This window comes from Streptomyces colwelliae, from assembly GCF_048158785.1.
Classification (GTDB): Bacteria; Actinomycetota; Actinomycetes; order Streptomycetales; family Streptomycetaceae; genus Streptomyces.
Genome location: NZ_JBLTJC010000329.1, coordinates 1 through 11,649, shown reverse-complemented (window position 1 = coordinate 11,649; position 11,649 = coordinate 1). Strand labels below are relative to the sequence as shown.

Here is an 11,649-nt window from a genome sequence, read left to right as displayed (position 1 = left end):
ATCGTGGGGGGTCCTGATGTTGGAGGGGAAAACCCGAGGGGGCTTGGTCGACGGACCGGGCCCCCTCGAATTTGGAAGTGTTACACATTCGCCTGAAGTGTCACACTTCTAGAAGAACACCCCGCACCGCAGCAGCACATTCGCGTACGGCCGCGCCTCGCCCGTCCGTACGATCAGCCGCGCGTCCGCCGACAGCTCCTTGAGCCGCTCGTGCGAGACGAGGTCCAGGCCGTCCGGGAAGCGCGCGTCGAGCAGGGCCGTGGCCGCACGGTTGGCGCCGCGCACCTCGCTCGCCGCCGTCGCGCCCTCCACGACCAGCTCGGCCAGCAGCCCGTCCAGCACCTCCGCGAACGACGGCACCCCGGCCCGGAACGCCAGGTCCACCACCCGGGGACCCTTGGGGATCGGCATCCCGGCGTCGCACACCAGCACCCCGTCCCCGTGCCCCAACTCGGCCAGCGCGCCGGAGAGATGACGGTTGAGAATCCCTGCCTTCTTCACAGCGCGTCGACCTCGTCCGCCGTGGGGAAGGAGTCCTGGGCGCCCTTCCGGGTGACGGCCACCGCCCCCACCCGGGCCGCGTACGCCGCAGCCTCCGCGAGGTCGGAACCCGTGCCCAGCTTCCAGGCCAGCGCCGCGGTGAACGCGTCGCCCGCGCCCGTCGTGTCCACGGCGTCGACCTTCACGGACGGCACCCGGGTGACGCCGTCCTTGGACGCCGCCAACGCGCCCTCCGCGCCCAGCGTCACGACCACCGAACGCGGCCCCTTCGCCAGCAGGATCCGCGCCCAGTCCTCGGGCCGCTCGCTCACACACGCGTCCCCGAGGATCACCTTCGCCTCGTGCTCGTTGACGATCAACGGGTCGCAGGCCGCCAGGACTTCGGACGGCAGCGGCCGGGGCGGCGACGGGTTCAGCACGAAGCGACTGCCGTCCGCCAGATTCCGTACGACCTCCACGACCGTCTCCAGCGGGATCTCCAGCTGTACGGAGACCACCCGCGCGGCCTGGAAGAGACACGCGGCGGCCTGGATGTCGCCGGGGAACAGCTTCGCGTTGGCCCCCGGCGACACCACGATGCTGTTGTCGCCGGACGGGTCCACCGTGATCAGCGCGACCCCGGTCGGCGCACCGCCGACCAGCACGCCCACCGTGTCGACACCGGCGGCCCGCTGCGAGTCGAGCAGCAGCCGGCCGTGCGCGTCGTCGCCGACCCGGGCCAGCAGGACCGTACGGGCTCCCAGCCGGGCGGCGGCGACCGCCTGGTTGGCGCCCTTGCCGCCGGGGTGGACGGCCAGGTCGGAACCGAGGACCGTCTCGCCGGCGGCCGGCCGCCGCTCGACGCCGATCACGAGGTCGGCGTTGGCCGATCCCACGACCAGGAGGTCGTAGTCGTACATCAATTGACTCCCCACAGTGGTGACTTGGAGCGTTGATCCGGTCGTTGTCAGCCGGTGAACCCGGCCACGTTCTCCTTGGTGACCACCTTCACGGGCACCTTGACCGTCGTCTCCACCTTCTTGCCCTGAGCCGCGCGCAGTGCGTTGTCCACGGCAATCCTGCCGAGTTGGCTCGGCTGTTGCGCCACGGACGCGTACAGCGTGCCCTGCTTTACGGCGGTCAGGCCGTCGGGCGTGCCGTCGAAGCCGACGACGGAGACCGACTTGCCGGCCTTGGAGCCGAGCGCCTTGATCGCGCCGAGGGCCATCTCGTCGTTGGCGGCGATGACGCCCTGGACGTCGGGGTGGGCCTGGAGCAGGTTCGACATCACGTCGAGGCCCTTGGTGCGGTCGAAGTCGGCCGGCTGCTGGGCGAGGACCTGGATGCCGGGGTAGGCCTTCAGCCCCTTGGCGAAGCCCTCCGCCCGCTCACGCGCCGCCGAAGTGCCCGCCTGGCCCTGGAGGATGACGATCTTGCCGGTGCCGCCCAGCTTCTCTGCGACGGTCTTGGCGGCGAGTTCACCGCCCACGACGTTGTCGGAGGCGACGAGCGTGTCCACGGCGGCCTTGTTGACGCCCCGGTCGACGGCGATGACCGGGATCTTCGCCTTGTCGGCGGCCTTCACGGAGTTGCTCGCCGCGTCCGAGTCCACCGGGTTGACGATGATCGCGCCGTAGTTGGAACTGGTGAAGTTCTGGAGCTGGTTGGCCTGCTGCGAGGCGTCGTTCTGCGCGTCCGTGACGGTCAGGTCCAGGCCCAGCCGCTTCGCCTCGGCCTGCGCGCCCGACCGGATCTGCACGAAGAACGGGTTGTTGAGCGTGGAGAGGGACAGCCCGAGCTTGGGCTTCGACGTCGTGGAGGAGTCGTTGTGCAGGAAGGAGGTGGCACCGACGATCGCGATGGTGACGACGGCCGCGAGCGCGTACGTGGTCGCCTGCTTGCCCTTGCTGCCGCCACCGCCCGCACCGGCGACGGGAGTTGCGCCCGCCTTGCGCCGCACGGTGTCCAGCAGGACCGCCAGTGCGATGACGACACCGATGACGACCTGCTGCCAGAAGGCCGACACGGAAAGGAGGTTGAGGCCGTTGCGCAGCACCGCGAGGATCAGCGCGCCGATGAGGGTGCCGGACGCCTTGCCGGTGCCGCCCGCGAGGGACGCGCCGCCGATGACGACCGCGGCGATCGCGTCCAGCTCGTAGCCGTCGGCGGCCTGCGGCTGCGCGGAGGAGAGCCGGGAGGCGAGGACGATGCCCGCGGCGGCGGCGAAGACGCCGGACAGGGCGTAGATGGCGAGCTTCTGCTTGGAGACGCGCAACCCCGAGAGCCGCGCGGCCTCTTCGTTGCCGCCGATCGCGTACATGGAACGGCCGATGTAGGTCCGGCCGAGGATGAATGCGGCGATGAGCCCCATCGCGATCATCACCAGGACGGGCACCGGCAGCCAGCCGCCCAGCGTGTCACCGAGGTGCGAGACCGAGTCCGGGAAGGCGATCGGGGAACCCTGCGAGATCACCAGCGACAGACCGCGCGCCACCGACAGCATCGCCAACGTCGCGATGAACGGCGGCAGTTTGCCGTAGGCGATGAGGAAACCGTTGACGAGACCGGCCGCGATGCCCGTGGCGATCGCGAGGATCACCGCGAGGAAGACCGGGACGCCGTGCTGCGTGGCGCTCCAGGCCAGCACGGTGGCCGAGAGGGCCGCCACCGAACCGACCGACAGGTCGATGCCCGCCGAGACGATCACGAAGGTGACGCCGAAGGCGAGGATGGCGGTCACGGCCGCCTGGACACCGACGTTGAGGAGGTTGTCGGTGGTCAGGAAGTCGCCGGACAGCGCCGACATGGCGATGACCAGGACGATGAGCGCGGTCAACGCCCCGTTGTCCAGGAGCAGTCGGCGGATTCCCGAGGCGCCACTCGCGCCCGGCGTGCTCTTGAGCGTGTCAGTGGCCACGGTGGCCCTCCACAGCGGTAGTCATTTGGGTCGGTGTGCTGACGGCGAGTGCCATCACGGAGTCCTGCGTGGCCTGTTCGGCGGAGAGTTCGCCCGCGATGCGGCCCTGTGCCATGACCAGCACCCGGTCACTCATGCCGAGAACCTCGGGCAGATCACTGGAGATCATGAGGACGGCGGCGCCGGCGGCCGTGAGTTCATTGATGAGTTGATAGATCTCGACCTTGGCGCCGACGTCGATACCGCGCGTCGGCTCGTCGAGGATCAGCACCTTGGTGTCGGCGAGGAGCCACTTGCCGATGACGACCTTCTGCTGGTTGCCACCGGACAACGTCCGTACCTGCTGGCCGAGTCCGGCCATCCGTACGCCCAACTGCTCGGCGATCCGGGCGGCCGCGACCCGCTGCCCCTTGAGGTCGACGAGCCCGCCGTGGGTCGCGGCCCGCATGGTGACGAGCCCGAGGTTCTCCTCGACGGACTGGTCGAGGACGAGCCCCTGACCCTTGCGGTCCTCCGGCACGAGCCCGATCCCGGCGGTCATCGCCGCGTTGACGTCGTGCCCGCGCAACGCGGAGCCGCCGACCTTCACGGTTCCCTGGTCGTACGGGTCGGCCCCGAAGACAGCCCGTACGACCTCGGTACGACCCGCCCCGACGAGCCCGGCGATGCCGACGACCTCACCGGCCCGCACCTCGAAGCTGATGTCGCGGAAGACCCCGTCCCTGGTGAGCCCCTCGACGGAGAGCAACGCGGCGCCGGCGTCGGCCCGTTCACGCGGATACTGCTGCTCGATGGAGCGCCCGACCATGAGCCGTACGAGCTCGTCCTCAGGGGTGGAGGCAGGCACCTGCCCCACACTCTTCCCGTCCCGGATGACGGTGACGCGGTCCCCCAGGGCGGCGATCTCCTCCAGATGATGGGTGATGAAGACGATCCCGACCCCGTCCGCGCGCAGTTGGCGCACGATCGCGAAGAGCCTCTCGACCTCTTCCGAGGTGAGCACGGCGGTCGGCTCGTCCATGATCAGCACGCGCGTGTCGAGGCTGAGCGCCTTCGCGATCTCGACCATCTGGAGCCGCGCGATACCGAGTTCACGCACCCGCGCGCGTGGAGACACATTCACGCCGACCCGCTCCAGCAGAACGGCGGCGTCGGCCTCCATCCGCTTCCGGTCGATCATCCCGAGGCGACGCGGCTGCCGCCCCAGAAAGATGTTCTCGGCGACCGTCAGATCGGGAACGAGGTTGAACTCCTGGTAGATGGTGGCGATCCCGAGCCGCGCGGAGTCCTGCGCACTGTGGATGCGCACCTCCTCGCCACCGGCCAGGATGCGGCCGCCGTCGGGGCGGTAGGCGCCGGAGAGCATCTTGATGAGGGTGCTCTTGCCCGCGCCGTTCTCACCGAGCAGCACATGGACCTCACCCCGGCGCAGATCGAAGTCGACGCCGTCCAGCGCGACGACACCGGGGAAGGTCTTGCGGATGCCCTCGATGCGCAGCAACTCGTCCTGGTTGCTCACGACTTGCTCCTTCGAACAGGGGATGACGAGGTTTCCGGCCCACCGGGTTCGCCGCACGAGCGGCGCACGACGAGCCGGGCGGGAAGGGTGACGGACTGCGGTGCCCGCCCTTCGATCCGGTCGACCAGGGCGCGCACGGCGGCCCGCCCCAACTCGGGGGTCGGCTGGGCGATCGCGGTGATCGGCGGATCGGTGTGCACGAACCACCGGATGTCGTCGAACGCGGCCAGCGCGAGATCCTCGGGAACCCGCAGCCCACGCGCGCGTACGGCGTCCAGGGCACCCAGGGCCATCAGGTTGTCGGCGGCGAACACGACCTCGGGCGGCTCGGCCAGATCGAGAAACCCTTCAGTCACCCGCCGCCCGCTCTCGGCCTGGAAGTCGCCCTGCCCGATGTAGACATCGGGGAGGGGGATCCCGTACTCGCCGAGCGCGTCCCGGAAGGCCGCGACGCGCTCACTGCCGGTCGTGGTGGCGGCAGGCCCCCCGATGATGGCGAGCCTGCGATGCCCGAGCCGGTGCAGATGGGCGACGAGATCCCGGATCGCGGCCCGCCCGTCGGCCCGCACGACGGGCACGTCCACGCCCGGGATCCACCGGTCCACGAACACCATCGGGGTCCCGGCGCGCGCGGCGTCCAGCATGCCGGGGGAGCCGCCGTCGGTGGGGGACACGAGCAGTCCGTCGATACGACGGTCCAGCAGCGTCCGCACGTGGTGGTCCTGGAGTTCGGGCCGCTCGTCGGCGTTGCCGATGATGACGCTGTACCCGAGGGCGCGGGCTTCTTCCTCGACGGAACGGGCGAGCTCGGTGAAGTACGGGTTGAGCACGTCGCTGATGACCAGCCCGAGGGTGCGGGTCTGATCGGTACGCAGCGAACGGGCGACGGCGTTCGGGCGGTAGCCCAGCGCCTCTACGGCGGCCAGCACACGGGTGCGCGCGTCGTCACTGACCGACGGATGGTCGTTCAGCACCCGCGACACCGTGGCCACGGAAACCCCGGCCTCGGCAGCGACGTCCTTGATGCTCGCCATCGCCGCTCCACCTCCTCGTGGAATCGATTACATGGAGGATTGGAATCGATTACACGGGAGTAAATCAAGACCCTGAGACCGGATTGTGATGAAGGGTGGCGCGTCGGGATCAAGGTGTTCGATCGGGCGGCGGCAATTCCTACGACTGGTACGGGAGCGCCTGCCCGTCGTGCAGGTACACCGTCCGCTCCTCCCGGAGCGCGCGCACTGCCTCCGTCAACCGCCGTCGCATCCGGTCCCGGAGCAGCCCTCCGGCCATGGTCAGGTCGACGAACCGGGCTTCCGACAGCTCCTCGTCGTGAGGCGTCGGTTTCCCTTCCACGTTGATGGTCCCGCCGTCGAAGACGAAGGCGATCTGGTCGTCCCAGGGGCCGTGCGGCGCCACCCAGTCGACGATCAGGAGCCCATGCACGACGACGTCCAGGTCCAACTCCTCCCGAAGCTCCCGCACCACCGTCTCTTCAGGGGGTTCGTTGGCCTCGGCCATGCCGCCTGGAAGGTCCCACCCGGGTTTGTAGGTCGGGTTCACCAACAGCACCCGTCCGGCCGCGTCACGCAGGAGTATGTCCGCCGCCACACGCTTACGCGGCTGTTTGGCGTTGCCCTCGGCGAGATAGGCGTTCCAGGCTTCTGGGTCGGCGGGGGTGGGGGCGGGTTTGGGTGTCATTGACAAGTGCCTCCCGGTGGCGGGATCAGGTCGGTGAGCAGCAATAGTCTGGCCCTCCTCGCCTCGTTGAATCTCATCAGGTGCTCCCGGACCGGCCCGTAGCCCTTGTGTGGCTTCAGGAGGGCGCGGAGGTCGTCGAACTGTCCCTGCCCGCCCGGCTGTTGCGCCTGCTGTTGGTTATGCATCGGTCGGGTGACGTGCTCTCGTTAAGGGCTGGTCACGACTCTTCCCTCGGTGACTCGCACCCTCGGTTCTATGCGACTTCGTGACTTGGGTACGGGCCGCCCTTGTGGCGAAGGCGTGACCGTCCGTAGCTTGCTGACCACAAGGATCAGAGGGGGTCTCAGTGGATGAACCGCGGATGATTGCCGGCGGTCCGTGCCGGACTGGCGAGGACGACAAGTGCGGGAACGGCGACTGCCCGACCGTGTACGCCACCCCGGAGCCGGGCATGTTGGCGATCCAGGGCTACGACGTGGCCCATCCGACGCCGGACGGCGAGTCGGTCGTACTGATCCCGGAAGACATCCTCAAGGAGGCTGCCCGTGCCCGTGGATGGTTCTAGCCCTGTACTGCTGGACGGCGACGAGTGGCAGGCGTACTTCCGCGACTTCGAGCACTCCGCGTTCCGGCTGGAGGTCCACCAGACGTACACGATGCCCGCCGAGGCCGAGACGGTCCGTGACTTCCTCGCCGGAGCGTCGATGCCGGAGGGCTTCAACGCGCCGTGGCACCAGATGATTCGGGATCACGCGGCGGTCGGGCGAAGGATGACCCGGGCGAAGATCGTGCGCCGACCGCTCACGCCGTACAGCCGCTATCTGTTCGAGTGGTGCATTCCCGGGAACGTTGCCGCCGGAGAGGACTATCAAATAGTCGATGTGACCGATGCACCGAACCCTGGACTGCCGGAGCAAGACTTCTGGCTCTTCGACGAAACGACTGTGGTTCATCTCAACTACCGTCCCGACGGAACGCAGATCAATCGGGAACTGATTCAAGACCCGAACATCGGTAAGTATCTCGCATGGCGGGATCTCGCACTAGAAAGTGCCGTACCGTTCAGTGCCTATCGAACCTGAGACACAAGCACGGGAACGGAAGGATCTGGCGGAGGCCCTCCGGGGTCTCCGTCGCGCTTCCAATCTCAGCGGCGAACGCCTGGCGCTGCGCTGCAATATGAGCCAGACGAAGATCAGTCGTATCGAAACCGGCCGTGCTCTGCCCACTGTTATCGATGTCGAACGCATTCTCAAAGCGCTCGCCGTCCCTGACGAAGTCGCAGACGAGCTTCTTGCCCTTGCCCGACGGGCGAACGTCGACTACGCATCCTGGCGTGCCTATGCGCGTGTTGGCCTCTACCACAAGCAAGCCGAGCTGAAGGCGCTTGAGTCCTCGTCACGAGTGATGCGGCATTTTCTGCCTGCCGTCCCCACCGGTCTTCTGCACGTCCGCGAGTACGCCACAGAGACGCTTTCGCCCACCGTGGACGGTGACCCGGTCAGAGATGTCGCAAGGGCTGTACAGGCCCGCATGGATCGCCAGGCATCCTGGACGACGGGTCACGTTCGTTCTGGTTCCTGATGACAGAGCAGGCCGTCAAGTGGCAGCGGGCCGGCGCCCGAGCCATGGCGGCGCAGTGCGCACACATGGCGGAGGTCAACAGAAAACCCAACGTCGAGATGGGGATAGTCCCGCAGGGCGTACAGGTTCCCGGCACTCCCATGAACATCTTCGTCGTGTACGACGATCGCCTTGTGACGATCGAACTGTTCTCCGGGGAAGTCGTGCTGCGCGACCCCAGGGATATATCCCAGCACCTGAATCTTTTCGACCTCTTCTGGGCGCACGCTCTCACTGGCGATCATGCTTCATCCTTCTTTGAGGAAGCTGCGGACGGGTTTATGCGTCAACGCAACTAACACTCCACGTGAGTCCGTTGGGGCGCGAAAATGGATTCATGGAGAGTGAAGAGAAGACCTCGAGCCCCGGAGCTTCGACCTCCGGAGAGACTTGTCTGGCCGAACTGCCGCCCGAGCCTTCAGTGAAGCCCGGCTGCCCTGCTTGCTTGTCTCTTTCGGTTGCCAGAGAGAATGCCCGTTCCACGGGAAACCACAGTGCCGTATCCGACTGCAATGTGAAGCTGCGTCGGCATCAGGCAGAGGCACATGGTTCATGAGCACGGGAACGGGATCCGACTTCCTCGCCGACCGCCCCTTGATGACCATGCGGGTCTCTCGAGACTCCGGACGGTCCTGGGCGCCCGAGCGGGCCGTTTTCGGCGGCGACGTCGACTTGGCTCCCCTGATCACCTCGGAACGGCCCCCTTGCCAGTGCCCGCGTTGCACTGCGCGCGGTAAGCGCTCCGATCGCTGAGGCGTCGGTACCCCTCTCCCATGAACTCCCGCCCGACACGGGCGGCGGCGGTCACCCATGGCCGCGATCAGTAGAGCAGGAAGGTGCAGCGATGCAGAACGGAACTGACCTGTACGCCCTTGACATTGACGGTGCCTTGTTCGTGAAGGCGTGCGGTGGCCCTTGCACCGAGGGGTGCGTGACTCTGGCCCGGATCGGCGAGGACGCCTGGGCGTTGGGCGACAGCAAGCGTCTCGACGTGGAGCCGTTGCGGTTCACCACGGAGGAGTTGGACGCGGCCGGAATCGACCCGGCGCGGTTCGGTCTGAACGTCTGATCCGCCCCTCTACCGGCCGGGCCGGATTAGGTCCGGCCGGCACTTCTCGATACGGGAACAACTAGTGCACCACCACGGCTATCTGTGGACCGGCCCGAAGGAGCGTTTCGACCAGGAGGCGCTACGGCGGCCCCCGCATCCGGAGCCTCCCCCCGCCGGAAGCAGGCCGGAACTGATCCAGCGCTACCGCGAAGTGGCGGCGGAGTTCCCGACGGTGGATCTTCCGCCGCTCGAGACGGCGTACTGGCTCATCAAGCCCCACTCGCTCGTGCGTGCCACGTGGGACGAGGCGAAGGAAGCGGCGTCATGGCTCGGTGAACAACTCGCGGAGTACGCGCCCCGGTTCGCATCCGCAGCGCAGCGCGACACCACCCACCTGGCCCGACTGGTGAACTCCGCCGCCGAGCGGCTGGAATCGGGGGCCGATGTGTCGCTCGGGTTCTACCTCGAACGCCCTTCGTATCTGTCCCTGGCACTGGTGACGTGCTCCCCGAACTGGTCGAAGCCCGAACTGCCCTGCCCTGCACGGTAGTTCCGGCAGGCCATCGCCTCAAGCCGCGGCAAGCTCGCACCACACGAGCTTCCCCCGGCTGCCGTTCCGGGACAGCGGCTGCCAGCCCCACTGGTCGGCGCAGGCCCGGACCAGCGCGAGGCCGCGGCCGTTCTCCGCGTCGCCGAGTTCCTCCAACGGCCTCGGCGGCTCCGGCGGTTCGGGATCGGCATCCCAGGCCCCCAGCCGCAGTACCCCCGCCGACCAGCCCACGCGCAGGGCGGCGGGCCCCTTCGCATGCCGCACGGCGTTGGCGACCAGCTCCGTCGCGAGGAGTTCGGCGGGGTCTGCCAGCCGGATCAGACCGTGCACCGTGAGGATCAGCCGGAGGGTGCGGCGGCTGACGGTGACGGCTCGCAGGTCGTTCGGGATGTAGAGGCAGTACTCCCAGGGCACGGGTGAGTTTTCGGGCATGCGTCAACTCCGTTTCGGTGGTGAGGGGTTGGAGACTTCCGGCGGTGGCTCTGTCGCGGCCGTCATGGCAGGACGGGGCGGTGCGCTTCCGGGATCCGGCGTTTCCACACAGTGTGCGTCGCATCACCGACGGTAGATCTAAATATAGAGATTCAGCAAGCCGTTCGCGTAGTCTGACCCCCGAACGAGGAGCACCCGCAGGCGTGTTGAACCGAGGAGTGGTCGAGAGCTTTGAGGCGCGAACCAACGGCCCGCCAACTGCGTCTGGCAACTGAACTACGAAGGCTCCGCGAAGCGGCAGGACTCAGCTCCCGTGAGGCGGCTGCGCTGCTCGGAGTGAGCCCGGCTCAGATCACGCACATCGAGTCCGCACTCGCGGGAGTGAGCGAGCAGCGGCTTCGGCGCCTCGCGTCCCACTACGCCTGCACGGACGCGGAGTTCGTCGACGCTCTGGTCGCGATGGCCACCGACCGGACACGAGGCTGGTGGGAGGAGTACCGAGGCCTGCTGCCCACGTCGTTCCTGGACCTCGCAGAGTTGGAGCATCATGCTGCGTTCCTGCGCGACGTGGCGATCCTGTACGTTCCGGGCCGACTACAGACGGAGGACTACGCCCGTGCCGTCTTCGGATCCAGGCTGCCCGAACTCACCGATGAAGAGCTTGACTTGCGTGTCTCTCACCGCAGGGCACGCCAGCAGATCGTCATCCCGCACGAGGTGGTCATTCACGAGGCGGCGCTGCGTTTCAGGGTCGGCGATCGTGCCACCGCAAAGGCTCAGCTCCGCCAGCTGCTTGAGCTTTCCGAGGCGGATCACATCACCCTGCGAGTCGTCCCCTTCGACCTTGACGGCTTCGCCAAAGCCTCAAGCACGATGACGTATGCGGGCGGCCCGCTGCCGAAGCTGGACACCGTGGTCCGTGATGCGCCCCATGGCTCGGTCCTCATCGATTCCGAGGCTCAGCTCAGTACCTACCGAACAAGCTTCCGTAGAGTGGAGGCCGCGTCGCTCGAACCCGAACGGTCACGTGAATTCATCCACAAGCTGGCGAAAGAGCTGTGAGGCAACGCATGGACAACTGGCGGAAGTCGTCCTACTCCGGCGAGGGTGACGGCAACAGTTGCGTGGAGATCGCGAACACCTCCACCCACGTAGCGGTCCTGCACGTCATCGCCGAACTGCCGGAGAAGTACGGCCCCCAGGAGGACTTCCTTGGGAGGCCACGTTTGCCGCGCAGCAGCCGGATGCGCTCGCCCAGCCCTCCAGCGTTCACGAGACTGCAAAGATTCCCGGCACCACGAATCCTTTCCGTTGCGGAATCCTTGATTCATGGACATCGACGTAAGAGGACCGCGTTTCGGAGCGGCCCTGACGAC

Annotated in this window: 12 protein-coding genes and 2 pseudogenes; 7 read left to right on the top strand and 7 right to left on the bottom strand. The window is 67.5% G+C overall.

Annotation, left to right across the window (positions count from 1 at the left end):
- Positions 1–108 precede the first annotated feature (108 nt).
- The 6 genes from rbsD to ACNFOC_RS41905 form a co-directional block, all read right to left on the bottom strand.
- Entirely contained in the window at positions 109–501 is a 393-nt protein-coding gene (gene rbsD / locus ACNFOC_RS41930) for a D-ribose pyranase (RefSeq protein ID WP_405859757.1), read from the bottom strand.
- Positions 498–1,400 carry a ribokinase gene (locus tag ACNFOC_RS41925; RefSeq protein ID WP_416964269.1) on the bottom strand — a complete coding sequence of 301 codons (903 nt, stop codon included), beginning with the start codon at positions 1,398–1,400 and terminating at the stop codon, positions 498–500. The genes rbsD and ACNFOC_RS41925 overlap by 4 nt, the downstream gene beginning before the upstream one ends.
- 47 nt (positions 1,401–1,447) lie before the next feature.
- A complete protein-coding gene (locus ACNFOC_RS41920) occupies positions 1,448–3,397 on the bottom strand; it encodes an ABC transporter permease/substrate-binding protein (protein WP_416964268.1) in 1,950 nt (649 codons plus the stop codon).
- Positions 3,387–4,916 (bottom strand): sugar ABC transporter ATP-binding protein, encoded by a 1,530-nt coding sequence (locus tag ACNFOC_RS41915; protein ID WP_416964267.1) that lies wholly within the window; start codon positions 4,914–4,916, stop codon positions 3,387–3,389. Before ACNFOC_RS41915 ends, ACNFOC_RS41920 begins: the two co-directional genes overlap by 11 nt.
- The gene (locus tag ACNFOC_RS41910; protein ID WP_416964266.1) at positions 4,913–5,950 is read right to left on the bottom strand and encodes a LacI family DNA-binding transcriptional regulator; all 1,038 of its coding nucleotides are present in this window, start codon (positions 5,948–5,950) and stop codon (positions 4,913–4,915) included. The genes ACNFOC_RS41915 and ACNFOC_RS41910 overlap by 4 nt, the downstream gene beginning before the upstream one ends.
- A 139-nt stretch (positions 5,951–6,089) precedes the next feature.
- Complete coding sequence (locus ACNFOC_RS41905; RefSeq protein WP_416964265.1) at positions 6,090–6,617, bottom strand: NUDIX domain-containing protein; 528 nt, start codon at positions 6,615–6,617, stop codon at positions 6,090–6,092.
- Between the two features lie 361 nt (positions 6,618–6,978).
- On the opposite strand from ACNFOC_RS41905, the gene ACNFOC_RS41900 reads away from it, so the two are divergent.
- From ACNFOC_RS41900 to ACNFOC_RS41880, 5 genes and pseudogenes are all read left to right on the top strand, one after another.
- Positions 6,979–7,182, top strand: a complete 204-nt coding sequence (locus ACNFOC_RS41900) for a hypothetical protein (RefSeq protein WP_416964264.1) — start codon at positions 6,979–6,981, stop codon at positions 7,180–7,182.
- Positions 7,163–7,699: a DUF6879 family protein gene (locus ACNFOC_RS41895; RefSeq protein ID WP_416964263.1), complete on the top strand. Its 537-nt coding sequence runs from the start codon at positions 7,163–7,165 to the stop codon at positions 7,697–7,699. The genes ACNFOC_RS41900 and ACNFOC_RS41895 overlap by 20 nt, the downstream gene beginning before the upstream one ends.
- Positions 7,668–8,539 (top strand): annotated as a pseudogene (locus ACNFOC_RS41890) (helix-turn-helix domain-containing protein). Before ACNFOC_RS41895 ends, ACNFOC_RS41890 begins: the two are co-directional and overlap by 32 nt.
- 545 nt (positions 8,540–9,084) lie before the next feature.
- Positions 9,085–9,309 (top strand): DUF397 domain-containing protein, encoded by a 225-nt coding sequence (locus ACNFOC_RS41885; protein WP_416964262.1) that lies wholly within the window; start codon positions 9,085–9,087, stop codon positions 9,307–9,309.
- A 64-nt stretch (positions 9,310–9,373) separates the two neighbouring features.
- Entirely contained in the window at positions 9,374–9,841 is a 468-nt protein-coding gene (locus tag ACNFOC_RS41880; RefSeq protein ID WP_416964261.1) for a hypothetical protein, read from the top strand.
- Positions 9,842–9,859: 18 nt separating this feature from the next.
- On the opposite strand, the gene ACNFOC_RS41875 is transcribed toward ACNFOC_RS41880, so the two are convergent.
- Entirely contained in the window at positions 9,860–10,273 is a 414-nt protein-coding gene (locus ACNFOC_RS41875; RefSeq protein WP_416964260.1) for an ATP-binding protein, read from the bottom strand.
- A 231-nt stretch (positions 10,274–10,504) separates the two neighbouring features.
- Between ACNFOC_RS41875 and ACNFOC_RS41870 the strand changes: the two genes are divergently transcribed.
- Both ACNFOC_RS41870 and ACNFOC_RS41865 read left to right on the top strand, forming a co-directional pair.
- Positions 10,505–11,335, top strand: a complete 831-nt coding sequence (locus ACNFOC_RS41870) for a helix-turn-helix domain-containing protein (protein ID WP_416964259.1) — start codon at positions 10,505–10,507, stop codon at positions 11,333–11,335.
- A gap of 8 nt (positions 11,336–11,343) precedes the next feature.
- Positions 11,344–11,433: pseudogene (locus tag ACNFOC_RS41865) on the top strand (DUF397 domain-containing protein); the annotation flags it as partial.
- Positions 11,434–11,649: the final 216 nt, after the last annotated feature.